The 25,092-nt window shown below is 44.1% G+C and carries 22 protein-coding genes and 2 pseudogenes; 19 read left to right on the forward strand and 5 right to left on the reverse strand.

Annotated features, from left to right (window positions below):
• Nucleotide 1: 1 nt before the first annotated feature.
• The 3 genes from AVJ20_RS12590 (at nucleotide 2) to AVJ20_RS12600 (ending at nucleotide 3,750) form a co-directional block, all read left to right on the forward strand.
• Nucleotides 2-1,456 carry an NAD(P)(+) transhydrogenase (Re/Si-specific) subunit beta gene (locus AVJ20_RS12590; protein ID WP_078191286.1) on the forward strand — a complete coding sequence of 485 codons (1,455 nt, stop codon included), beginning with the start codon at nucleotides 2-4 and terminating at the stop codon, nucleotides 1,454-1,456.
• Nucleotides 1,457-1,787: 331 nt separating this feature from the next.
• Nucleotides 1,788-3,119: an ammonium transporter gene (locus AVJ20_RS12595; protein WP_111885448.1), complete on the forward strand. Its 1,332-nt coding sequence runs from the start codon at nucleotides 1,788-1,790 to the stop codon at nucleotides 3,117-3,119.
• 13 nt (nucleotides 3,120-3,132) lie between these two features.
• The gene (locus tag AVJ20_RS12600; protein ID WP_111885449.1) at nucleotides 3,133-3,750 is read left to right on the forward strand and encodes a hypothetical protein; all 618 of its coding nucleotides are present in this window, start codon (nucleotides 3,133-3,135) and stop codon (nucleotides 3,748-3,750) included.
• Between the two features lie 92 nt (nucleotides 3,751-3,842).
• Here the strand turns inward: AVJ20_RS12600 and rsfS are convergent, their stop codons facing one another.
• From rsfS to AVJ20_RS12625, 5 genes and pseudogenes are all read right to left on the reverse strand, one after another.
• The gene (rsfS, locus tag AVJ20_RS12605; protein ID WP_078191283.1) at nucleotides 3,843-4,244 is read right to left on the reverse strand and encodes a ribosome silencing factor; all 402 of its coding nucleotides are present in this window, start codon (nucleotides 4,242-4,244) and stop codon (nucleotides 3,843-3,845) included.
• A gap of 73 nt (nucleotides 4,245-4,317) precedes the next feature.
• Complete coding sequence (locus tag AVJ20_RS12610) at nucleotides 4,318-5,115, reverse strand: hydroxypyruvate isomerase family protein (protein WP_078191282.1); 798 nt, start codon at nucleotides 5,113-5,115, stop codon at nucleotides 4,318-4,320.
• Nucleotides 5,116-5,157: 42 nt separating this feature from the next.
• On the reverse strand, nucleotides 5,158-6,027 hold the full coding sequence (locus AVJ20_RS12615; RefSeq protein ID WP_111885450.1) for an NAD(P)-dependent oxidoreductase: 870 nt from the start codon (nucleotides 6,025-6,027) through the stop codon (nucleotides 5,158-5,160).
• 32 nt (nucleotides 6,028-6,059) lie between these two features.
• Nucleotides 6,060-6,849 (reverse strand): annotated as a pseudogene (locus AVJ20_RS12620) (crotonase/enoyl-CoA hydratase family protein).
• A 111-nt stretch (nucleotides 6,850-6,960) separates the two neighbouring features.
• Nucleotides 6,961-9,768, reverse strand: coding sequence for an ATP-binding protein (locus tag AVJ20_RS12625; protein WP_111885451.1), 2,808 nt, complete (start codon nucleotides 9,766-9,768; stop codon nucleotides 6,961-6,963).
• A 153-nt stretch (nucleotides 9,769-9,921) separates the two neighbouring features.
• On the opposite strand from AVJ20_RS12625, the gene cysM reads away from it, so the two are divergent.
• From cysM to AVJ20_RS12705, 16 genes and pseudogenes are all read left to right on the forward strand, one after another.
• On the forward strand, nucleotides 9,922-10,842 hold the full coding sequence (cysM, locus tag AVJ20_RS12630) for a cysteine synthase CysM (protein WP_111885452.1): 921 nt from the start codon (nucleotides 9,922-9,924) through the stop codon (nucleotides 10,840-10,842).
• A gap of 32 nt (nucleotides 10,843-10,874) precedes the next feature.
• Complete coding sequence (locus AVJ20_RS12635) at nucleotides 10,875-11,693, forward strand: 3'-5' exonuclease (protein WP_078191277.1); 819 nt, start codon at nucleotides 10,875-10,877, stop codon at nucleotides 11,691-11,693.
• 6 nt (nucleotides 11,694-11,699) lie between these two features.
• Nucleotides 11,700-13,088, forward strand: coding sequence for a 23S rRNA (uracil(1939)-C(5))-methyltransferase RlmD (gene rlmD / locus AVJ20_RS12640; protein ID WP_111885453.1), 1,389 nt, complete (start codon nucleotides 11,700-11,702; stop codon nucleotides 13,086-13,088).
• Nucleotides 13,089-13,121: 33 nt separating this feature from the next.
• The gene (locus AVJ20_RS12645) at nucleotides 13,122-15,428 is read left to right on the forward strand and encodes a RelA/SpoT family protein (RefSeq protein WP_078191275.1); all 2,307 of its coding nucleotides are present in this window, start codon (nucleotides 13,122-13,124) and stop codon (nucleotides 15,426-15,428) included.
• A 193-nt stretch (nucleotides 15,429-15,621) separates the two neighbouring features.
• Nucleotides 15,622-16,245 (forward strand): beta-ketoacyl synthase chain length factor, encoded by a 624-nt coding sequence (locus AVJ20_RS12650; RefSeq protein WP_111885454.1) that lies wholly within the window; start codon nucleotides 15,622-15,624, stop codon nucleotides 16,243-16,245.
• The gene (locus AVJ20_RS12655) at nucleotides 16,239-17,051 is read left to right on the forward strand and encodes a lysophospholipid acyltransferase family protein (RefSeq protein ID WP_111885455.1); all 813 of its coding nucleotides are present in this window, start codon (nucleotides 16,239-16,241) and stop codon (nucleotides 17,049-17,051) included. Before AVJ20_RS12650 ends, AVJ20_RS12655 begins: the two co-directional genes overlap by 7 nt.
• The gene (locus AVJ20_RS12660) at nucleotides 17,035-17,295 is read left to right on the forward strand and encodes a phosphopantetheine-binding protein (RefSeq protein WP_086178413.1); all 261 of its coding nucleotides are present in this window, start codon (nucleotides 17,035-17,037) and stop codon (nucleotides 17,293-17,295) included. Before AVJ20_RS12655 ends, AVJ20_RS12660 begins: the two co-directional genes overlap by 17 nt.
• A gap of 9 nt (nucleotides 17,296-17,304) precedes the next feature.
• Nucleotides 17,305-17,553, forward strand: coding sequence for an acyl carrier protein (locus AVJ20_RS12665; RefSeq protein ID WP_111885456.1), 249 nt, complete (start codon nucleotides 17,305-17,307; stop codon nucleotides 17,551-17,553).
• Complete coding sequence (locus AVJ20_RS12670; RefSeq protein ID WP_111885457.1) at nucleotides 17,550-18,104, forward strand: septation protein IspZ; 555 nt, start codon at nucleotides 17,550-17,552, stop codon at nucleotides 18,102-18,104. Before AVJ20_RS12665 ends, AVJ20_RS12670 begins: the two co-directional genes overlap by 4 nt.
• A gap of 54 nt (nucleotides 18,105-18,158) precedes the next feature.
• Nucleotides 18,159-19,826 carry an AMP-binding protein gene (locus AVJ20_RS12675; RefSeq protein ID WP_111885458.1) on the forward strand — a complete coding sequence of 556 codons (1,668 nt, stop codon included), beginning with the start codon at nucleotides 18,159-18,161 and terminating at the stop codon, nucleotides 19,824-19,826.
• 15 nt (nucleotides 19,827-19,841) lie between these two features.
• Complete coding sequence (locus AVJ20_RS12680; RefSeq protein ID WP_111885459.1) at nucleotides 19,842-20,576, forward strand: glycosyltransferase family 2 protein; 735 nt, start codon at nucleotides 19,842-19,844, stop codon at nucleotides 20,574-20,576.
• A gap of 68 nt (nucleotides 20,577-20,644) precedes the next feature.
• Nucleotides 20,645-21,523, forward strand: a complete 879-nt coding sequence (locus AVJ20_RS12685; RefSeq protein WP_111885464.1) for an acyltransferase — start codon at nucleotides 20,645-20,647, stop codon at nucleotides 21,521-21,523.
• 5 nt (nucleotides 21,524-21,528) lie between these two features.
• Nucleotides 21,529-23,052 (forward strand): HAL/PAL/TAL family ammonia-lyase, encoded by a 1,524-nt coding sequence (locus AVJ20_RS12690; RefSeq protein ID WP_111885460.1) that lies wholly within the window; start codon nucleotides 21,529-21,531, stop codon nucleotides 23,050-23,052.
• 15 nt (nucleotides 23,053-23,067) lie between these two features.
• Nucleotides 23,068-23,487: an acyl-CoA thioesterase gene (locus AVJ20_RS12695; protein ID WP_111885461.1), complete on the forward strand. Its 420-nt coding sequence runs from the start codon at nucleotides 23,068-23,070 to the stop codon at nucleotides 23,485-23,487.
• 70 nt (nucleotides 23,488-23,557) lie between these two features.
• The gene (locus tag AVJ20_RS12700; RefSeq protein WP_228157209.1) at nucleotides 23,558-24,136 is read left to right on the forward strand and encodes an outer membrane lipoprotein carrier protein LolA; all 579 of its coding nucleotides are present in this window, start codon (nucleotides 23,558-23,560) and stop codon (nucleotides 24,134-24,136) included.
• Nucleotides 24,111-25,092: pseudogene (locus AVJ20_RS12705) on the forward strand (hypothetical protein); the annotation flags it as partial. The gene AVJ20_RS12700 and the pseudogene AVJ20_RS12705, both read left to right, overlap by 26 nt.

Raw genomic sequence — 25,092 nt, forward strand, 5'->3', positions numbered from 1 at the left:
CATGGAATTCATTAAAGAATATGCGGATTGGTTCTACCTGATTGGTGCCGTTCTTTTTATCTTAACGTTGCGTGGTTTGTCTGGTCCAAAAACTGCGATTCAAGGTAACCGTTATGGCATGATCGCAATGGCAATTGCTGTAATTACTACATTCTTTGTCGCAGATCATCCAGTGATTTGGATGATTGTGGGTGCAATGGTGTTGGGTGCGGTCGTTGGTATTGCACGTGCAAAAACAGTTCCGATGACGCAAATGCCTGAAACTGTGGCACTGATGCACTCATTGGTCGGTTTGGCTGCGGTACTGATTGCGATCGCTGCGATTCTACATAACAACCAATTGACTGCGGCATTCGCGGAGAATGAAGCGGTATTAACAGCAGCGGGTGTAGAACATGCCCACATGAGCAAAGTTCATTTATTTGAATTGTTTGTAGGCTGTTTCGTTGGTGCGATTACATTCACAGCGTCGGTATTTGCTTACGGTAAATTGGCTGCGAAGAAATGGGCAAAAACCATTTCAGGTGGATGGGTAAAACCTGTTCAAGCCTTAATTTTCCTTGCGATGTTGGCGTGTGGTATCTACTTCTTTACCACAGGCAACATGAACGCATTCTGGGCAATGACTGTTCTTGCACTTGCATTTGGTTGGGTATGGATTGCGCCAGTAGGCGGTGGTGATATGCCAGTGGTGGTATCGTTACTAAACTCGTTCTCAGGTTGGGCAGCAGCAGGGATTGGTTTCACGCTTGAAAACAACATGCTGATTGTTGCAGGTTCACTGGTTGGTTCATCGGGTGCAATTCTGTCTTACATCATGTGTAAAGCCATGAACCGTTCAATCATCAACGTTTTGTTTGGTGGTGCAATGGGTGGTACAGCAGTAGCTGCAGCGGATAATGGTGAAAAAGCACAGCGTAATCACCGTTCAGGTTCTGCAGACGATGCTGGCTTCTTGATGTCAAATGCGGACAGCGTAGTGATCGTACCGGGTTATGGTATGGCGCAAGGTCGTGCACAAAATGCCGTGAAAGAATTGTGTGAAATCTTAAAAGAGCAAGGTGTAAAAGTTCGTTTTGCGATTCACCCTGTGGCAGGTCGTATGCCGGGCCACATGAACGTACTTTTAGCTGAAGCTGACGTTGCATATGAAGACATTCTTGAAATGGATGAGATCAACTCAGACTTCCCTGCAACAGATGTAGTACTGGTGATTGGTGCGAATGACGTTGTGAACCCAGCGGCAAAAGACGATCCAAGTTCTCCAATTTACGGCATGCCAATCCTTGAAGCACATAAAGCACGTACCATTATGGTGATCAAACGTTCTATGGCTACAGGCTACGCAGGTCTAGATAATGACTTGTTCTATAATGATAAAACGATGATGATCTTCGGTGATGCGAAGAAAGTTGTGGAAGATATGACAAAAGCCATTAATGGCGGCGGTCATTAATCCATATTGCCAAAGTCCCGCTGTGATAAAGCGGGATTGAGGAAGATTTAAACCACCTTCGGGTGGTTTTTTGTTTTGTTCGCTTTTGATTAATTGATGCTTCACACTAAAAGTGCACAAATATTTAGCGCATCAGGTGCTTGAATCAAATTGATGCGTGTTTTGAAACAAAGGTGCAGATTGATGCGCTGTTTTGTTTCATTAAATTCAATCTCAGTGATTCAAAATATTGTCGCGAACTTATTTTGTGACGCAATGCATTGAAAAATAATTAATTGTCTGAAATTTGGTATTCTTTTTGCAAAGCATGGTTATTCTTGGGGGAATAATCATGAAAAAAACATACTTGATGGCACTGTTTCTGAGTGTCCTGACATCGACTGCATGGGCAGTTGACCCGCAAATCGCCAGTAATATTCAAGACATTCGTATCTCGCTCGACAGTATTTGGGTGGTACTGGGCGGTATCTTGGTGTTCTTTATGCAAGCCGGATTTGCCATGATCGAAAGTGGTTCAGTTCGCAGTAAAAATACCGTGAATGTACTCATGAAAAACTACATGGATGCCTGCTTGGGTGGTCTGGTGTTTTGGTTGGTGGGTTTTGGTCTGATGTTTGGGGTCAATACCACGGGCTGGTTTGGCTTCAGTCATTTTGCACCCGATCAACTGGATGATTGGCACTGGAACCTTCTATTTTTCCAAATGATGTTTGCTGCAACGGCAACCACCATTGCCAGTGGTGCAATGGCAGAGCGGATTCATTTTGTCGCTTATGTGGTGAGTGCGGCCGTTGTCTCAGGTCTGATTTATCCTGTCTTTGGTAGTTGGGCATGGGGCAGTTTATTTGGCGGAGACGGTTGGTTAAAAGCACTCGGATTTATCGACTTTGCAGGTTCGACCGTGGTGCATTCAATGGGCGGCTGGGTTGCCTTGGCTGGCATCATTGTATTGGGACCACGTTTGGGTCGATTTGGACGCAATGGGCAAAGCCATTATTTACCAGGGCATAACTTACCTTTGGTAGCATTAGGCGGTTTTATTTTATGGTTAGCATGGTTTGGTTTTAATGCAGGCTCGACCATTAATGCCAATGTCAGCGTAGGACGTATTGCTTTAAATACGCATCTTGCGGCGTGTGCTGCCGTGGTTGCATATATGTTGCTCTGTCTCATCCGATCTAAAGCCATTTTGATTCGCAGTACGATCAATGCCTCACTGGGTGGTTTAGTTGCCATTACGGCAGGCTGTGCAACGATGTCTCCACTCTATGCGGTCATCACCGGTTTATGTGCAGGTGTCATGGTGACCTTCCTGCCAATGCTTATGGAAAAAATGAAACTGGATGATGTGGTGGATGCGGTGACGGTACATGGTTTCTGTGGCGCATGGGGAACATTGGCGGCAGGGATCTTCCTTGAAAATAATATGTTTAATGGCGATATCATCGCGATACAAGGGCTTGGGGTGATTGCAGCCTTTTTATGGGGCTTTAGCGTTGCGTTCATTGTATTTAAGGTCTTGGACAAATTGTTGGGTGGCTTACGGGTGAGTAAGCAACATGAACAACGGGGTTTGGACTATACCGAACATGCTGAATTGTCTTATCCCGAGTTTCAAAAAGATGTGACTTTTGAAACGGATGATATGACCAAGCGTCATTAACAGGAGTAAAGCAATGAGCACCGAACTGTTGAATTTGGCACAACGCCGCGAAGCTTTAGAAAAAGGCTTACAACAATTTATTCATGGGACGTTACTCGACAGTGCGCTACGGCACTGGGAGCAGCAGTACAGCATGAAACCGTCATTTGTCTTAAATCGCTTCTTAAATGATATCTGTACCACAGAGGAGCTTCGCTTTTATCGTAAAGATATGCTGAAGCAAGTCTTGTATGAGTTATCTACCTTAGAAAAGCAGGAACTGTTAAGGGTTGAAAAACCGCAGGAGCAGGAGCAAGAAGACGAGCTCATTGCAGAGACCATTAGCGAAGCTTTTTTAGGCTTTATCGAGTCAGTCATGCTGACGGTGAAATCTACAGATCAGGCTGATTTCACCCAAGATGTGATTGAGCAATTAGAAGAAATCGGACTGGCAATTGCGGCAAATGCACAAATTAATTCAGCGAGTTTTGTCGAGTTTTTGCCCTTGACCAGTTATGCCAAAGTTTTAACGAGCATTTATGAAGTGTATTGTGACTTTTATGGCCCGATGCGTGCAGACCAAGTTTATGCACAAACCAAGCTGAAAATTAAAGCCAATTATCCTGAGGTGGATTTACATCAACTGCTTTAGTGTATGGGGTAAAACACCATGAAGCTGATTGTCCGTGTATAAAATCAAGGGATAAAAAAAGCGACCTAATTAGGTCGCTTTTTTCTGGAAGCTTAAGCTACAGTTTCTGGAGCTGTACGCCATAAGCTTTCTAAATCATAGAATTTACGTGCTGTAGGTAACATCACATGTACCACTACAAAACCGAGATCAATCAGGATCCATTCTGCATCACGTTCGCCTTCAACACCGATAGGGCGGAATCCAGCTTTACGTGCTTCTTCTGCCACGTTGTCTGCAAGAGACTTAATGTGACGAGTTGAAGTACCGCTCGCAATAACAATCGCATCTGCTACGTTGCTGATAGTGCTGATATCAAGTTCAATAATATCTTTGGCTTTTACATCTTCAAGTGCTTCACGTACAACAGCTAAGCAAGCTTGTACGTCTTTGATTTGCGTTGATTTTGCGAGATCGAGAGAATTAGAAGCGCTGGGCGATGGTTCTAAATTCATAGAGGGTATGATTTCCTGACAATTTTACATGATCTAATATAGCGGTTTTGTTGCTGAATTTCAAATCAACACGTCATTGACCATTAGCTAAATGAGGGAAGTATTTGTCTTTCCACGCAAAAGAATGTGATGAGTTGCTTCGTGGTCGGTATTCAGCCGCGATGTAACCTGTATATTGGCTTTGATCTAACCATTTAAAAATCTCTGCAAATGGAATCTGCGCTGAGTCAGGTTCATGTCGCCCCGGACAGTCAGCAAACTGTATGTGACCGATATCCTGAATATTTTCTGCCAAAGTACTGAGAATATCTTCACCCATCATCGCCATGTGGTAGCAGTCATATTGCATCTTCAAAGTAGAGTGTTGTACAGCTTCAAGCATTTCCTGAGCTTGGGCAATATTTTGCACCAAAAAGCGCGGCATATCAGTGCCATTAATCATTTCAAATACCGGTTGAATATGATGTTCGGACAACATGTGGCATGCCAGTTTAAGGTTGCTCGACAAGGTATTTAAACATGGGAGTAAATCTGCATCTTGGGGCTGTTTGCCGGCTAAAATATTGACACTCGGTACATTTAACGCAGTGGCATAGCGAATACATTGCTCTAAGGCCTGATGAAATTGATTTTCACGCCCCGGAACTCCCGCAAGACCATCGCCGCCTTGCATCAAATCACCCGCAGGGACATTAATTAAACACAGGCTTAAATCATTGATAGTGAGCTGGGTTTGGATTTGCTCAATACTCAGCTCATACGGAAACTGAATTTCTACATGCTTAAAACCATGTTCACGAGCCAAAGCAAAACGCTCTAACAACGGCACTTCGGTAAAAATCATGGATAAATTAACCGCGAGCTGAGTCATGTATATCGTCCTTGAAGCAATTTACTTCTAAAGTGAAAGTCGTTAGTTTTGTTCGACATGTTGAATGATGGTGGCTAAATCTTTTTCTGCAAAACCATTGTCCTGATGGGCTTTGAGTTGCGATAAAGCAAGGCTGGCAACAGGGATGCTTAACTCAAACTCGGCGGCCAGTTGGACTGCATTATTCAGGTCTTTAGATAAAGTTTGAACTTTCCATTGCACAGGCTCGAACTGATGCGTTGCCATGCGTGGGGTTAAAATCTGAAAAGGCTTTGAATCTGCAAATCCACCTGCAAGCGCTGGTGCTAATAACGTGGTGTCTACACCTGATTTCTCGGCCAATGCGACAGCTTCTGCGATTAACGTGCTATTGGCAGCGACGATCAGCTGATTACAAATTTTGGTGGCTTGACCTGTACCTGAGTCGCCCATGCGAGTAACACGTTGAGATAAAACATTGTAAATCAGACTCAAATCTTGAATCGTTTCAGCATCACCACCGGCAAAGATGACCAAGGTGCCTTGTTCAGCACCGGCTGTGCCCCCCGAAACAGGAGAGTCAATCCAAGTGACTTGTTTCAACGTTGCAGTATGAGCCAATTGATGGGTTTGATTTACAGAAAGACTCGAGAAGTCGACAATAATTTGTCCTGCCGCTAAATGGGTTTCGATGCTTGCATACACCGCGGCAACAGCAGCATCATCTGCGAGACAAGATAAAACCACAGGATAATGGGCAATATTCTCCAATTGAAGCGCCGTCGCGCCAATCGCAATCAACTCATCACACGCAGCGGCAGTTCTGTTCCACACCGCAACTTCAAATCCTGCCTGAATGAGGCGCGTGGCCATGCGGCTACCCATCAGCCCCATACCTAGAAATGCAATTTTTGTATTACGATCAAACGCCATGTGCTGTACTCAATCTATCCTGTGTGACTATTTTACTTATATTGGCGTGGTAAAAACTGAACCTCTGGGTTCTTGTCTTTTTTACGTGCCAATTGGCTGTTTTTGCCGAGCAGTAATTTAAATTGCCAGATTTTTTCTAAGCGTAAAGATCGTTTTGGACTATGTTCCATGGCATCTAGTACTTGTTTTGCCGCTGCCAAGGCATCTGGTGAGCGTTGTGATAATTCTTCGGCTAATTGCTGCGCCTGAAGCAAAGGCTGTTCATTTAAATGTGTTACTAAACCAATATCCTTGGCATATTCTGCGTCAAAAATACGTGCCGTAAGGGTTAATTCCTTGGCTAAATCCAGTCCAATCACACCTTTGAGCGAGCGGGTTAAACCCATATCAGGGACTAAGCCCCAACGACTTTCCATAATCGACATTTGCGTTTTCGGGTGGGCAATACGGATATCGGCAGCCAAGGCAAGTTGCATGCCTGCACCAAAACAAAAGCCTTCAAGTGCGGCAATCACCGGCACAGGAAGTTGTTGCCAAATCAGAAAGGCTTTTTGAAATAAACTTTGACCGGGCTTTAACAGTTCCCACGCGGCATAGGCACGATTTTTTGGATCATTGAGGTCAGCCAAATCAATGCCAGCACTAAATACATTGGCTTCACCCGTTAAAATGACACAGCGTAAGCTACGATCTTTTTTTTAATTTTTCAGCGGTGCTGACCAATTCTTTGAGCAATGCAAAGCTCATTGCATTACGTTTTTCTGGACGGTTTAAGTAAACCGTTGCAATGCCATTATTTTTTTCTACACGTAATAAAGCCATGGTAATTACTCTTGTTGTTTCTGCGCCCGAGCATAGCATGCACCCTGACAGGATACATGACAGTGCAGTCACAACAGAAGCTGGACGGCACTGACTTTAGTCGGACTGCGCTTAATTATTTTGTTTGGCTAAGATTTGTTGAGCCGCGTGTTCAACTTGAGCCATGACATTTTTTAACTCATCAAAACGGTTCAGGGTTTCTTGAACAAAAGCTTCATCTGCTTTACGGCGTTCCTTACGTAAGGTCGATACAAATTGCTCAAATTGACCTGAAACCTCTTGGAGGGTCGGAGCGCCCACATAGCGGGTTGCACCATAAAGCCGATGTAGCACATGCTCTAATTGTGGAAAATCTTCATCTTCGATGAGCTGTGCCATTTCATGGGTTTCTTGCTCAAAGCTATCGACGAGCATTTTCAGTAAATCGACCGCAAGGTCTTCTTTATTCGCGGCCAACTGCAAGCTTTGCTGCCAATCTAAAATACTTGGCTCTAGGGCTTCAATCACCGAACTGAGCTCTAAAACCGGTACTTTCTTAAAGTTATCGGTAGTCCATTGAGTCAAGATTTGAATAATTTGATCCATTTGAATGGGCTTGGTGACATAGTCATCCATACCGCTTTGTAGGAGCTTTTGTTTTTCATCAGAGAGCGCATGTGCCGTCAAAGCAATAATTGGAAGGCGCTTATGATTTTCAAAGGTCGACTCAAGTGATCGAATGGCACGCGTGGTATCAACACCTGACATCACAGGCATTTGAATATCCATAAAGATGAGGTCAAAAGCTGCCAAACCTTGCTCTTGGCGAGCTTGAATGATTTCAATGGCTTCTTGTCCACTTAAAGCCTTGGTGGTTTTCACATTCAGCTCAGAGAGCAGGGCTTCAAGTACAATCAGGTTTGGTAAATGGTCGTCGACAGCCAAAATGTGCAGACCTTGACCATTAAATTCTTCATGTTGCTCTTGATCAAACCACGGCTCATTACTCAACAACTGAATCAGCGCTGTACGGCTGAGTGGTTGATGCAATGGACGGGCACGGTACTCGTTCAACATGTTTGGATCGAGCATCATTTGGTAGCCATAAACCGCTAAGTTACCGCTATAACGATGACGAATTTCTTTCAGTAAGGCTTCGGAGTCACCACTGTGATCGACGATCAACCAGGTATTTTCGTTGGTTTGCAACTGATTGAGTCGGCTAAATAAATCTAGGATTGACTGCGTTTCAATATGTTCAACATCATAATTTTCTAAATAATGACGTAGGACATTGGCAGTTGCTGGGTGCGCCAAATAAGACACAACTTGTAGATTGCTAAATTGTGGATGCACAATTTCAATTTCATCATCCACCACAAAGCGCGCAGTAAACCAGAAGGTTGAGCCTTTTTCTGTTGGGGCACGTTCTTGGTTATCTTCAAAACCAATTTGTCCATGCATTAGGCTGACCAATTGTTTGGAAATGGCAAGACCTAAACCTGTACCGCCAAATTGGCGGGTCACAGATGCATCACCTTGTGAGAAGGATTCAAACAGTTTCTTACGGTCGGTACCGCTTAGGCCGATACCACTGTCTTGGACACTAAAATGCAGCAGACATTGACCGATGTCATTATGCTCCATACGGACACGGACAATAATTTCACCATCTGGGGTGAACTTAATCGCATTTGAAATTAAGTTGGTCAAAATTTGCTTGAAGCGTAGGGCATCACCAACCACAAATTTCGGCACATTGTCCGCATAGTAGAAGGTCATATCAATATGCTTTTGCGCTGCCAATGGCGACAACATATCCATCACATCAAAGACGGCTTCTTCTAAGTCGAATTGCGCAGTTTCGAGTTCTAGTTTGCCTGCATCGATTTTGGAGAAATCAAGCACGTCATTAATTAAAGCCAATAAATGCGCTGAAGATTTACGAATCGTTTGTAGATATAAATTTTGCTCATTACTGAGGTTGCCTTGGCGCAGTAAAAGATGAATAAAGCCATCAATACTGTTAAGTGGCGTGCGCAGTTCATGGGAAATATTGGCTAAGAACACCGACTTCGACTGATTGGCATGGATTGCTTGGTCACGTGCTTGACGGTAGGTAATATTTTGCACTTCTAAAGTATCAAGCGTGCGTCTTAAGTCATCTTCCGTTTGTTCGGTATGTTCACGTAGCTCTAAGAAACTGAAATGTAAGCGTTTAACCACATTGGCTATATCACGCTGTAATAACCGGAGTTCTCCAGTACTGTTAATGATCATGTGCTGATCTAGAGTGTCGGCATTTAAACGTTGTAACTGCATGCGAATTTCGTACATTGGTGCGATCCAACGACGTGAATAAAAATTCAAACACAGCAAAAGTAATAAAAGCGTCAATAAGCCTGTTGCAATCAATACGATTAACACGCGATAGCGGGCAATTTGCAGCGGTTGATTATCCAGTTCAATGCTTAACCATGCCGGCGTCTGGGTTGAATCTGAAATTTTCAGGGCATAAATATGGTTACCCTGATGTGCAATCGGTCCGATAAAAGATGCTTTACTATCAAAAGTAGGCCAAATATCTTGATCTTGAAAGCCAATGCTCAGGCGGTTGTTGCCTTTGAAATCTAAAATCGCGGCACGAATCAAATGTTTTTCGTTCAACATGCTTTGCATGGCGTTGCGAGCTTGATCGAACTGCCACGGATAATGGTTGAGCAACTCTATGGCAGATTCTGACGTGGGTTGATAGCGCGTCAGGATCGCGACAGCCATTTGTTTTTGTTGTGCTTTGGCTGCATTTGAGGTTTCTGTTATTACCAACATCGCACCGACACAGGCCAAAATGGTGATCGGCACGAAAATAAGTGCAATCAACTGACCATAGGCATGATTTAAGTGTAGGCGTTTAAAAAGCTTTTTGTTGATATTTGACATGGTTTAAGCAGTTTATTCCTTATGCCCCGAATATTAGCATGGATTATTTAAAACTGATTGCGCTTTAATCACTTTCGCGAAAAAGCGAGGCAAATGGGTGCAGGCAAAGGCATTTTTTCATACAATAGGCGCACCTCGATATAGGTGTGAATAATGAGTAATACAACCCCTGATTTTCAAGCAGACGATTTTTTATTAGACCATTACGTCGGCAACACGCCGTTAGTGCGTTTACAGCGTCTGGCAAGTCATACTCAAGCAACAGTATTAGCCAAGTTAGAAGGCAATAACCCAGCGGGTTCGGTCAAAGATCGCCCTGCATATAACATGATTATGCAAGCGGAAAAGCGTGGTCAGATTAAACCGGGTGATACGTTGATTGAAGCGACGAGCGGAAATACGGGGATTGCTTTAGCTATGGTTGCAGCAATGCGTGGCTATAAAATGACCTTGATTATGCCTGCAAGTTCTAGCCAAGAGCGTAAAGATGCCATGCGTGCCTACGGTGCTGAACTGATCGAATCAGAAAACATGGAAGAAGCACGTGATCTTGCCCTTCAAATGGAAAAAGACGGCAAAGGTTTAGTCTTAAACCAGTTTGGTAACCCAGACAATGTGGAAGCACATTACCTCACTACGGGGCCTGAGATTTGGAAACAAACAGGCGGTAAAATTACACATTTCGTCAGCTCAATGGGAACCACCGGGACCATTATGGGGATTTCGAAATATTTAAAAGAACAAAATCCGGATATTCAAATTGTCGGTTTACAACCGTCTGAAGGCTCAAACATTGCTGGTATTCGCCGTTGGCCACAAGAATATCTTCCTACGATTTTTGACCCTTCACGTGTTGATCGCATTATGGATATTCCGCAAATTGAAGCGGAAAAAACGGCTCGTCGTTTAGCACGTACAGAAGGTATCAGTGCAGGTACTTCATCGGGTGGTGCGGTATGGGCTTCAGTTAAATTGGCTGAAGAAAATCCGGATGCCATGATTGTTTGCATCGTATGTGACCGTGGAGACCGCTACTTGTCTACTGGTCTATTCTCTGTTGTGGATCCTGAATAATTACAGTGGCCGATCGGCACTGGTGAGTACTTATGCGTTTACCTGTTTTAATTTTTGATATAGAAACACTGACAGATTTGAAGTCAGGTGCGCATTTGTATGGACTGGATCTGCCTGAGGTGGATCTAGATGCTGCGCTGACTAAACTGCGTCGCCAAGAGGCGGGCACGGATTTTCAGCGTTTGGCCTTGCATGAAATTGTCTGTATCTCTGGACTATGGATTGATGAAAAGGGCATGAAGTTGTTTTCATTTAGCCGTGAAGACAATAGCGAAGCTGAAATTTTAAAAAAATTCGTTTCTATTTTTGAAAAGCGTCATCCGACCTTGGTTAGTTGGAACGGTTCGCAGTTTGATTTGCCTGTAATTTTGTTCCGTGCCATGTATCACGGACTATCTGCACCAAGTTTGTTCGATCAGGGCGAGATTGATACGCAAAAGCGCTATAATAACTACCAGAATCGTTATCATCATCGTCATGTAGATTTGATGGATGTCATGGCCATGTTCCATGGTCGTCATTTTCAAAAGCTCGACGATGCAGCACATTTACTTGGTTTCCCCGGTAAACGTGGTGATGGTGGCTACCATGTGCCTGAATATGTACGTGAACAACAGTGGACGGAACTGACCAGCTACTGTGAAGGCGATGTGCTCAATACATGGTTGATTTATTTACGCTGGCTGTTGCTGAAAGGGCAGTTATTGTTGAATGATCATCAGCACCTGATTCAAAGTACGATTCAATATTTACAAACTCAGCCGCAACACGCTGACTTTTTATCGGTATGGCAGCAAACCTCGCAGCGTACCGAATTCACTCAATCTGATTTCCCATCTTCCACACATTAGGTACGCATGAAACACAAAGCCAAACCCCAAAAAGCCCAACAACCCATTTATACATTTCAGGTTGAATCGCTTTCACATGAGGGGCGAGGCATAGCGCACTTTGGCACGCATCCAGATCATCCTGCAGAAAAACACGGTAAGAAAGTCTTTATCCGTTATGCCTTGCCGGGTGAAACAGTGCGTGCGCGTATTACCAATGTCGTTAAGCGTCTCGAAGAAGCAGACAGTCTGGAATTGCTGAGTGAAGAGTCTGCTCTACGGGTAAAACCTACCTGTCCACATTATGGGGTCTGTGGTGGATGTAGCATGCAACATATCCATCCCGACGAGCAAATTCGTTTAAAACAAGATGTTTTACAATCACATTTGCAACATTTTGCCTGCATTCAGCCTGATCAATGGTTAGCTCCTTTACGTTCATTGCGTGAAGACTACCGTCGCAAAGCACGTATTGGTGTGCGTTACCTACCTGCAAAAGATAAGCTCGTGGTCGGCTTTCGTGAGAGCCAGTCAAATAAGCTGACTTCGATTGACCGTTGTATGGTGTTGGATCGTGAGTTTGGCTCAATCACCACACTCAAACAATTGTTACAAAGTTTGCAAGGTAAAGCAGATATTGGGCATATGGAACTGGCTATGGGAGATCAAGAAATTGCTCTCCTGATTCGTCATACGGCGGAACTTTGCGCGGAAGATGTCAACCAATTAGTAAAATTTGCGTTACATAAAGAGTGGCAACTGTACTTACAACCTGAAGGGCCAGACAGCTTACATCGTGTGGATCATCCCGATGCACCGATGCGTCTGCACTATGGTCTAAGTGACTTTGCTGTGAAATTTGGCTTTAATCCTCAGGACTTCACGCAAGTGAATTCCACGATTAATCCGCAAATGGTGAAACTGGCATGTGAATTGCTTCAGTTACAACAGGGTGAGCGAGTTCTAGATCTGTTTTGTGGCTTAGGAAACTTTTCTTTACCACTTGCTCAATGTGTGGGTTCAACGGGTCAAGTCGTTGCAGTTGAAGGGAGTGAAGAAATGGTTCAGCGTGGTGCAGAAAATGCACAAAACAATGGCCTTTCGCAACTGAAATTTTATTCACAAGATTTAACAAAAGATTTTTCGCATCATTCTTGGGCAAAACAAGGATTTGATGCATTATTGATAGACCCACCACGTTCTGGTGCAGAAGAAATAATGCGTTATGTGCCCAAATTTGGTGCAAAAAGAATCGTTTATGTGTCATGTAATCCTGCAACACTAGCACGCGATGCTGGAATGCTGGTACAACAAGGCTACCGTTTGAAAAAAGCGGGTGTCATGGACATGTTTACCCATACAGGGCATGTCGAATCGATTGCTTTGTTCGAAAAAGAAAATCAGATAAACGATTAAAAGTTATGAAGCGTAGAAAACTAGGAGTAGGGTATGGTCACAGTACGTGAACAATTACCTGGACGTCTCAATGAGCTGTCTCAGGAAACGACTGTAGAACATGCCGAGCAAGCACAGCATGATTTGGCTGAATGGCTAGAGCGTGTGAGTGGCATGTTTGACGGGGCTCCTCTAAAGCAACTCGAAGAAGTTGCACATCTGACCTTACAGAATGAACTTGAAACAACGGTCAACCATCGCTCGAATACCTTCTATACGGGTATTGAAATGGCGGATATTCTTGCTCATCTGTATGCGGATGAAGATACGTTATCAGCAGCCATGCTGTATCGAAGTGTTCGTGAAGGCGTAACCAGTTTAGAAGAAGTCCAAAGCAAATTTGGCGATCAAGTGCATGCTTTGGTGAAAGGCACGCTTGCCATGGGTAAGTTGTCTGACCTGATTGAGCAAAATAAACGTCTAGAAGATCATTTTAATAATAACCAACGTGAACATTTGACCGGCATTTATAAAATGCTGATTTCGGTGACCGAAGATGTACGTGTTGTATTAATCAAACTTTCTGAACGTACCTATGCATTACGTGAGTTGGCGCACTCAACCAAAGAGCGTCAAGAGCGTGTCGCACGAGAAATTTTAACCATTTACTCGCCGCTTGCGCACCGTTTAGGGATTGCACAGCTTAAGTGGGAGCTAGAAGATCTCGCTTTCCGTTATCTAGCACCTGAACGCTATAAAGAAATTGCATCCTTACTAAATGAAAAACGTTTAGAGCGTGAACAATATATTCAGTTCGTGACAGAAAAGTTACGTAAAGAACTATTAGATCATGGCATTGAGGCCGAGATTAATGGTCGGGTGAAACACATTTATTCGATTTATCGAAAAATGAAGAGTAAGAACCTGAGCTTTGATCAGCTTTATGACATTCGAGCGGTTCGTGTTCTGGTGGATAATGTACCTGAGTGTTATCACACACTGGGGATCGTTCATCAGATTTGGCGTCATATTCCGCATCAGTTCGATGATTATATTACCAACCCGAAAGCCAATGGTTATCGCTCACTGCATACGGCCGTGATTGCAGAGAACAAATCTTTAGAAGTGCAAATTCGTACGCACAATATGCACGAAGAAGCTGAACTCGGGGTGTGTTCGCACTTTAACTATAAAGAAGGCTCTAAAACCACAGATTATTCATTTAATCATCGCTTACATTCTTTGCGTGCAGTGCTTGAACATTATCAAGAACGAAATGATGCTAGCGCCCATAAAGAAGATGAAGATTCTGAAAACTTCGAACAAATCCAAGAGTTTGAAGATTTTGAGAAAATCTATGTGTTTAGTCGTGATGGTGATATCAAAGAATTACCACGTGGTTCGACTGTGCTCGACTTTGCCTATCATGTGCATACTGAAGTGGGTAACAAGTGCTATGCAGCACGGGTGAACCAACGTTATGTGCCTCTAACCTATACCCTAAAAACTGGGGAGCAGGTCGAGATTTTAACCAAGAAAGATCGTGAACCGAACCGAGATTGGTTGGTGAACTCGCTGGGTTATATCAAGACGGCTCGTGCACGTGACAAGTTGCGTCATTGGTTCCGTCAGCAAGACCGTAGTAAAAACTTGGAAGTGGGACGTGAGATTCTGAATAAAGAATTGTCACGTTTGGCGATTCACCCGAAAAGTATCGATTTGAATGATTACTGCAATCATTTTAATGTGAAATTGGGTGAAGATATCTTGATTGGCTTGGTGAGTGGTGACATTAGCCTGCATGCCTTAATCAATCAGGTTAACCGTCATATGCACCTCGATCAGGATGAGCCTGAACTGGTGTTAAAACCGACATTGAACCCTCGTGCAAGTCATACGCTTTCGGCGCATGGTATTTTGATTGATGGTCTGGACAATGTAGAACTACACATTGCTCAGTGTTGTCAGCCTGTGCATGGTGAATCGATTGCCGGTTATATCACCCTGAATCGTGGCGTGAGTATCCATAAGGTCGCATGTCCGGATTATATCCGTATGATTGGACAAGAGCCTGAACGTGCGGTTGAAGCGGATTGGGAAATGCAGCCAACCCGTGGTCAAAGTGTGCAAATCGTGGTGGAAGCTTATGACCGTCGTGGTTTGCTTAAAGATTTGACTCAAGTGATTTTCTCAGACCAAATCAACATTCGTCAGGTGAATACGATTTCCGAAAGTGATGGTATTGCCAATATGAAGTTATTGATTGAAGTGAAGGGATTGGCGCAGTTGTCGAAACTGTTGGCACGTCTAGAGCAACAACCGGGCATTATCAGCGCACGTCGCTTGGTACAAGGTAGCTAAAAATAAAATTGTATAAAAAACCCGCTGCGTGCGGGTTTTTTATATTTTGGCTTTTATATTATTTCATGGGGAAATATAACTAAATCTATGATATTTCAAACGGTCAACATATATTCTGTAAAAAAAAAATCGTCAATGCTATAATCCGCGCCATTCTGAAATATATGTTTTAAAGGCTAAGGAAATACAGCGCATGGTGCTTATGAATATGTCTCGGCTGGTGATGAGCCGGGCCGATGAGGTATTTCCTGCCTTAGAGCAAATTCCTGCAATGCAGCGTCGCCGTTTGTCATTGGTGGCGAAGCTGGCTTTAAACTCGGCTATGCAGGTTTTGGCAAAACAGCGCGTTGACTATATTGTATGGGTTTCGCAGTATGGTGATGAAACCAAGACCCTGAAAATTTTAGAAGATGTGCTGCATGAGCAAACACCATCGCCGACGCAGTTTTCAACTTCTGTACATAACGCTGTATCCGGTCTGTATTCGATCTTATGCAAAGACGCTACTCCTTCAACCAGTTTAGCTGGTTCTTGGAATGATGCATTGATTGAAGCCTATGCTTGGCTCAAGACGATGCCCGAAGCCAGCCGCGCGTTGGTGGTGTATTATGATGAAGCCTTACCTGAACTGTATGCTGAACATCAGCCCTTTACTGCTTTTGCTATGAGCGCATTGGTTTCACTGCAACCTGAAAATTTAAAGCTGGATCTTTCTCACCATTCGGACATACAGACGTATTTTCAGCAGGCATTACAATTTTATCATTTCTGGCAAGATGACAGTCAATTTGAAAGCGCTGCGTGGACAAAATGCTGAACTTAAAAAATATCAAGAAAAAAGCCAATTATGTCTGGCGTGTCGGTGCGACAGGCTTTAGTTTTGCCAGCTTTGGAGCAGGTGGAGTAGCGATAGGTGGCCTTGTTGCGCCTTTGGTGAAACTCAGTACCCAAGATGAAGCCTTACGCATACAGCGCACGCAAAAAGTCATTAAGCACAGCTTTAAAGGCTTTACTGAAATGATGGTTAAGCTAGGCATTATGACCTATGAAGTTGAAGGGCTGGAAAAACTGCAGCACAGTCAGCAGGAGTTGGTGATTGCCAATCATCCGACACTGATTGACGTTGTGATATTAATTGGTTTAATGGAACAGGCAAATTGCGTGGTCAAACAGACGCTGTGGTCTAACCCATTTACCAAAGGCCCTGTGCAGAGTGCGGGCTATATTCTAAATGCAGGTTCAGAACAATTTATTCAGGATTGCGTGAACAAACTGCAGCAGGATAAAGCGGCATCATTATTGATTTTCCCAGAAGGGACACGGACTGAAAAAGATAAGCAGCTGAATGACTTTCAGCGCGGCGCTGCCAATATTGCCTTGCGCGCAGGTGTGCCGATTCGGCCAGTACTGATTACATGTACACCTTCGACCCTGACCAAAAATGAAAAGTGGTATCACATCCCAGAACAGCCTTTTCATATTCACGTGAAAGTTTTGGATGCGATCCAAGTGGAAGACGTATTGGATGATGTAACGGTCAATCCAAAAAATGTACGTCAATTAAATCAACAATTACAGTGGTTTTTTAACCAAGAGTTATCCTTAAATGAACAATCTTGCTGATGAATTGAAGCAAATGATTATTGATGTGCTTGCCCTAGAAGACATCACCATTGCAGACATTGAAACAGAAGCGCCTTTATTTGGCGACGGTCTGGGTTTGGATTCAATTGATGCATTGGAGCTGGGCTTGGCATTGAAAAAGCGTTACGGCATTCATTTAAATGCAGAGTCTGCAGAAACCAAAGAACACTTTAAATCAATTCAAAGCTTAGTGGCTTTAGTTGAAGCTCAGAAAACAGCATAAGAGGTTGCTATGCTTGCACAAGAAACCGTTTTAGAAAAATTGCGCGAATGGATGGACGAATTGTTTGAAATCGCGCCTGAAGATGTACAGCTTGAGTCCAATCTGGCAACAGATTTGGATGTAGACAGCATCGATGCGATTGATTTGGTCGTAAAGATTAAAGAATTAACCGGTAAGCAAGTAAATCCGGAAGATTTTAAAAATGTCCGCACCGTACAGGACGTTGTAGCCGTCATTCAGAATATGTCAGCTGAATGAATGCAGTTTTTAAAGGGATAGCAGTAATCGGATTGATTCTCTATCCTTTTTTTGTCGGCTATGGTTTGGCAAAAGGCCACTATTCATGGGTGAGTGTGCTGCTGATTGCACTGGGCATGATGCGCATGTTCAGCAAGGGCAATGCTTTGCTGTGGCCTTTGACCGGCTTTGCTATACTCTGCGGTGGGCTAAGCTTGATACTTAAAGATCATGCGTGGCTAAAACTGTACCCAGTCTGCATGAATGTGGGTGCTTTGATTATTTTCAGTATGACCTTAATCAAACCGCCATCCATGATTGAGCGCTTTGCGCGGTTAGCTGAGCCAGAATTACCGCCAGAAGGCGTGCATTGGACACGTCAAGTCACCAAAGTGTGGTGCGGATTTTTTGCTATCAATGCGCTGATTGCATTATGGACGGTGTATTTTGTGTCAATGAAGATTTGGGTGCTGTATAACGGTTTTATTTCCTATGTGTTGATGGGTATTTTATTGCTCGGAGAGTACTTGCTGCGCAAACGCCAGCAGCGATTGCATCAGGCGCAAAAATAGCGTCATTTTCATTTTTTTAATTTAGAAAATAATCACGGTTTAGAAATAACATTTATGTCTTGTCATTTTCAGCACCATCTGCATTCATCCCGAACTTTATGTATTCAGTCTGATCTACGTGAAATTTCATTTCAGGATTTTTGGCAGGATGTTGCGCTGCAGGCAATTCAGATCCGCATGTCATCTGAACCTGTTTGGGCGCTGTGGGAACAAGACAGCTATGAGTTTTTGGTGCTGCTATTTGCTGCTTTGCAGGCAAAAAAACAGGTATTGCTGCCGCCCAACCGTGTCAGTGACTTAGAAAAAGAATTGGCTGCCGAGCAGATCTATTTTTTAAAACGCAGTGAAATCTCAGATAAAAAACATCAAGAAACTTTTGAATTTGATGACGCCTTTTTAAATCAGGCGCAGGTGTATTTTTATACCTCAGGCTCTACGGGCCAACCGAAAAAAATTCCTCGTACCTTACAGCAGCTGTTTAATGAAGTTTGCGGCCTAGATGCCAGCTTTGCTTTGCCCGAACAGGCCGTCGCAATTGCAACAGTCAGCCATCAGCATATCTATGGCTTATTGTTTAAACTGCTGTGGCCTTTAGCGAGTGGGCGCAGCTTTTATCAAAAGCAATTGGCCTTTCCAGAAGATGTAGCAGATATTCAAAAGAAAATCGCGCATTTACTGCTGCCAAACTATGTGATTTCCAGCCCAGCCTTGCTTAAACGCTGGACCAAGGATGTACTGCTGCAAGACTGTATTATGGTGTATTCCTCTGGCGGCAAGCTGGATGCGGGTGTCCGCCCATATTTGAACAGTCCCATTACAGAAGTGTTTGGCAGTTCTGAAACAGGCGGAATTGCGCATCGTCAGCAGGATGATGCCTTATGGACTCCTTTTGCCAATGTTGATATTCAGGCTCAGGAACAGCAAGAATTGGCAGTCAAAACCAATCATGCATTTAGTACAGACTGGATTTTGACGGGTGATAAAGTCGAACTGACAGAAACGGCGAACCCTAAGGGTCCATTTCGATTGCTGGGCCGTTTAGACCGAATTGTGAAACTGGAAGAAAAGCGTTTAAGCCTCGATGCCATTGAACTGAAAATTTCAGATTTAGAGGCTGTACAGCAATGTCATGTATTAGTTTATGAAAAAGAGCACCGTCAAATTTTAGCCGCGGTGGCTGTGCTGACGGATGAAGCGCGTCAGCATCTGCAGGAAATGGGCAAAGCGGCATTCGTAGCGCATTTAAAAAAACAGTTAAGTGAAAAGCTGGAGAGTATTGCCATTCCGCGGCAATGGCGTTTCTTGTCTCTGATGCCGCAAAATGCGCAATCAAAACTCAATAAGCAGTATTTAAAGTCTTTGTTTCAGCTGATGCAGCTGCCTGTAGTTTTGACACAGCAGATACACGATGAGCAGCTTAATTTAGCGCTGGAATTCAGTCCTGAGTTAGAATGTTTTAAAGGACATTTTCCGAATTTTCCAATTTATCCAGGCGTTGGTCAAATTGGCTTCATTCAGCATTTTGCAAAGCAGCATTGGGCAGATTTGCAATGGTGCAATGGTTTTGAGCAGTTAAAATTTCAGGACTTGATTCGTCCTTATCAATGTGTGGATTTATCCTTAGTGCGAAAGGCGCACAAAGTCAGTTTTGAACTGAAACAACACGATAAAACATTGGCTTCTGGGCGGCTGCTGTTTGCTGTTTCAGCGGCAGAAGAATAAGCCGAGGGTATAAGAATGCAGCATTGCTTTGTAATTCCAGTTTATAACCATCCGCATTATTTGGCGGCCTTAACTGAACATCTAAACGTTTTTCAGTTGCCTATTATTATGGTGAATGATGGCAGTGATGCTGAATGTACAGCGGTGCTGCGGTCATTGGCTGCAGATAACCCTTTACTGGATTTGGTTGAGCATGAAGTTAATCAAGGCAAGGGCGGGGCGGTTATGACGGGGCTGCAGCATGCATATAAGCAGGGCTATAGTCACGCCTTGCAATTAGACTCGGATGGTCAGCACGATTGGAATGATATTCAGCGCTTTTTAGATGCCTCGACGCAGCATCCAGAAGCGATGGTGATTGGTCAGCCTGTATTTGATGCGACTGTCCCGAAAAAACGCTTATATGGACGTTATGCAACACATATTTGGGTCTGGATTAACAGCCTATCTTTTGAAATAAAAGACAGTATGTGCGGTTTTCGAGTTTATCCGCTGGCGCAGACAGTAAACGTACTGAATAGCGCTAAATTTCAGCCGCGCATGGGCTTTGACTCAGAAATTTTGGTGCGCTTGAAATGGGAAAATGTACATTTTGTGAATGTGCCTACGCGGGTCATCTATCCTGAAGATGGTATTTCGCATTTTAATGTTTGGCGAGATAATTTAGGAATGGCTCGCGCGCATAGCCGCTTATTGGGCGGCATGCTGCTGCGCTTACCCAAATTGCTGTATTACAAAGTGAAAGGCTAAGCGTGTCAGAGCAAAAAAAGACAGAAAAAAGCACTCCCAAATGGAGCAGCATCAAAGAGCGTGGCGGCATGTTGCCACTGATGCTGATGCTCGGCTTTTACCGATTGGGTGGACGCTGGCTGTGCAGATTGGTGCTGTATTTTGTGATTATGTGGTATTGGCTGTTTTCAAACACAGCACGCCAAGCTTCTTTACTGTATTTAAAAAAGCTGCATCATTTTGCAGGCAGTCAATCGCCTTTTGCGTCTGAGCCGCATATGGGGCAGACCTATACGCATTTAATGCAGTTTGGCGAATGCATTTTAGATAAAATTGAAGGCTGGCTGGGCAATGTGGCTGAGCAGGAACTGCAATTACATGGGCATGAACATTTCCGTGCGCATTACCAAAAAGGCGCAGTGATTGTTGTTTCACATTTTGGCAATATTGAGCTGCTGCGTGCGGTGAAGTCTGAACATGCACAAAAAATTAATGTGCTGGTCTATCAAAAGCACGCGACAAAATTTAATGAATTTTTAAAGAAGCTGAATGAGCATGCAGATGTGAATTTGGTTTCGGTAGATGAGCTGGGTATAGAAACCGCATTGATTTTGCAAGATAAGCTGGATCAAGGCGAATGGGTGATTGTGGCTGCCGACCGTGTGCCTGTGCAGTCTGGCCGTGTCCAGCCTGTTGAGTTTTTAGGGGAACAGGCGCTGTGGCCGCAAGGCGCGTGGATTTTGGCAAGTTTGCTGACAGCGCCCGTTTTGGCGGTGTTTTGCTATCGGGTGCAAGCGCATTTTGAAGTGCATATTCATAAAGTGGCAGATCAGCTGAACTGGCCGCGTAAAGAGCGCATGCAAGCCATGCAGCAGACCACTCGGCAATATGTGCAGCTGCTGGAACAGCATTGCATGCGTGCGCCGTATCAATGGTTTAATTTTTATAATTTTTGGAATAAAGGATAAGTCTTGTGTTAACGATTGGGGAATTCGCTCTCAGCATTGAAGATATTGTGGCTGTTGCGCGTAAAGAACATCAAGTAGCACTGCCTGCTTCAGATGAGTGGAATGCATTGATTCAGCGCGGCGCAGATTTTCTCGATCAGTTATTGCAGGATGAAGGCGTTATTTATGGCGTAACCACAGGCTATGGCGATTCTTGCCTTGTGGAAATTCCACCGCATCAAGTAAATGAACTGCCTTTGCATTTGTCACGCTTTCATGGCTGCGGTATGGGCCAAAATTTGGATTTAATCACCGCGCGTGCAGTGGTCGCAGTGCGTTTATGTTCGCTGGCACGCGGCTATTCAGGTGTATCGCACGCCTTGCTGCAGCGTTTGGCGTGGATGCTGAATGAAGATGTGATTCCCGTCATTCCATCGGAAGGTTCTGTCGGCGCTAGCGGTGATTTAACCCCATTGTCTTATATTGCGGGTGCGCTGGTAGGCGAGCGTGATGTGTATTATCAAGACAAGATTGTACCCATTGCAGAGGTCTATGCCGAAAAAGGCATGCAGCCTTTAGTGATGCGCCCTAAAGAAGGTTTGGCCTTGATGAATGGTACAGCGGTGATGACTGCCATTGCGTGCCTGAACTATAAAAAAGCAGAACAGATTGCCTTGGCTAGCACCATGGTAACGGCATTGAATGTCTTGGCGCTGGAAGGAAATCCAAGCCATTTTGATGAAGTACTGTTTGCGCAAAAACCACATCCAGGTCAGCAGCAAATTGCAACCCAACTGCGTGTATGGTTGAACAGCCAAGTGCAAACTGAACATCAAAGTTCACGTCTGCAGGACCGTTACTCACTGCGCTGTGCACCGCATATTATTGGCGTATTTGAAGACTCCAAAGTGTGGCTGCGCCAGTTTATTGAAAATGAATTAAATTCCAGCAATGACAATCCATTGATTGATCCGGTGAATTTGCGTGTACTGCATGGCGGACATTTCTATGGCGGTCATATTTCGCAGGCCATGGACAGTTTAAAAATCATGATTGCCAATATTGCAGACTTGATGGACCGCCAGCTCGCGCAATTGGTCGATTACAAAATGAATAACGGCCTGCCGCGCAACTTGACGGGTTCAAGCCCAGAACGCATGCCGTTGAATCATGGATTTAAAGCCGTGCAAATTGGGGTGTCGGCATGGACAGCAGAAGCGCTGAAACAGACTTTGTCAGCATCCATTTTTTCTCGTTCAACTGAATGTCATAATCAAGATAAAGTCAGTATGGGAACCATTGCAGCGCGTGATGCGAGTCGTGTGATTACGCTGACTGAACAGGTAATGGCGGCATTGAGCTGTGCTGCGGTGCAGGCGGTTCAATTGAAAGGTTTAGATACAGAACTCAGTCTAGTATTAACAGCATTTCAACAGTGGGTGCTTCAAAGCTTCAACTATGTGGAGGAAGATCGCCCTTTACAAAACGAGCTGCAGGCGCTGGTCAACCGTTTTGAAAATTTAGAACTTTTGAACAGCATTGCTGTATAAGCCAAGGATAAAGCGATGCATGCAGATGTGATTATTGATGTTCCTTTTCATGATGTGGACACCATGAATGTGGTTTGGCATGGGCATTATTTAAAATATTTTGAAATTGCCCGCTGTAAGCTGCTGGATCAGTTTCATTATAACTATACGCAAATGCGTGATTCAGGCTATGCATGGCCTGTAATTGAAAGCCATGTGCGCTACGTGCAGGGCATCGAATTTGAACAAAAAATCCGTGTACGCGCAATTTTAAAAGAATGGGAAAACCGTCTGAAAATTGAGTATCAGATTTTTGATGCAATTTCGGGCAGACGCCTCACTAAAGGTTATACCACGCAAGTGGCAGTGAAGATTGCAACACGTGAAATGTGTTACCAGTCGCCTCAAATTTTATTGGACTGTTTAAATGTATGGTCTGAATTTAAAGCGGAGTAGTAGGATGAATATTCGATCTCCTATTTTAAAAGCAGTATTGCCGCTGTGTTTGATTACAGCTTCTGCTCTGATGACATCTGCAGGTCATGCGCAGAATACTGAATTGAAGCAGGTCTTTTCACAGTTGGCGGCTACACCAGTGGTACGCGCCAATTTTGAACAGCAGAAAAAATTGGCTTCGCTGAATAAAACCTATGTTTCGAAAGGCGAAGTGCTGTTCAGTAAAAATCAGGGTGTGTTGTGGCAAATACAAAGCCCTGTGAAAGCAGATTTAATCGTGACGCCGCGTAAGCTGGTGCAAAAAACGCAGCGCACTTCAAGCCAAATTGCAGTTGATAAAACGCCTTATGGTTCTGTTGCGACCATGTTTTTACAGCTGATGTCTGGAAATGAAACTGCACTGGCAAAAAACTTTAATGTGGTTTCAGCCAATTACAGTCCTGCACAGTGGAATGTGGTGCTGACGCCAAAGAGCAGTTTATTTAAAAAACTGTTTGTCCGTGTTGATGCTCAAGGTCAGCGTTATGTGAACCGCATTGTGATTCAGGAACAGGCCAATAACAGTACGGTCATCCGTTTTAGTCAGCAAAGCGCTCAACCTCAAACTTTAACGGCTGCGGAAAATGCGCTTTTCCAATTGGCAAAATAAATTTACCGCCATTTGGCTGGTCATACTCTGTGTCATTGCGGTTGTTTTAGCTGCGGCATGGCTGAACAATGGCATTAAAATTCAGACCAATATTTTTGCCTTGCTGCCAGAAACACATCAAGATGCGAATCTGGAGCGTGCGCAGAACTATGTCAGCAATCAGCTGAATGACAAAGTCTTTGTGGTACTGGATGCTCAAAATGACCAGCAGCTGGATCAAGCCACAAAAGTACTGAAAACGCAGGCCAATCAAAGCCAGCTATTTCAGTCTGTACGCCCTCAGCTGGACTATGACAAATTTGCCAAACTGCTGTATCAGCACAAGGCAGGGCTGTTAACCCAGAGCGATCGTGAACTGCTGCAGCACAAAGATTACGCGGCATTAGCAGAGCAAGGCTTATTGCAATTGATGAGTCCGGGTATGCCAGTCACGGCGGAAATGCTGCAAAGTGATCCGCTCTTGCTGTTTCCACGTTATGCGATGGGGCTTAGCGCGTTACAGAACAATTCGGATATTAGCCTAGAACAAGGCTTTGCCACCAAGCGCGATGAACAGGGCATTTCCAGATTGGTGGTGCTGCAGCTTAAGAACAGTCCTTACAGCATTGCCTATCAAGAACAGACCGATGCTTTTATTCAGCAGATGAATCAGCAGCTGCGCCAATTGCAGGTTAAACCGCATTGGACAGGAACACTGCTGTTTGCGCAATTTGGCACAAACTCTGCGAAAGAAGAAATTTCGACGATTGGTGTCGGTTCAACCCTAGGCATTCTGCTTTTGGTGTGGTTTGGCTTCCGTTCTATCCGCCCCATGCTGACAGAAATGGTCGCTGTGGGAACGGGCAGCTTGGTTGCATTTGCCGTTACATATAGTATTTTTGGCGAAATTCATTTAATGACTTTGGTCTTTGGCGCCAGTTTGATTGGTGTCTGTGTGGATTTTTCATTTTACTTTA

This window comes from Acinetobacter sp. CFCC 11171 (genome assembly GCF_003268405.1).
In the GTDB taxonomy this organism is placed as follows: domain Bacteria; phylum Pseudomonadota; class Gammaproteobacteria; order Pseudomonadales; family Moraxellaceae; genus Acinetobacter; species Acinetobacter amyesii.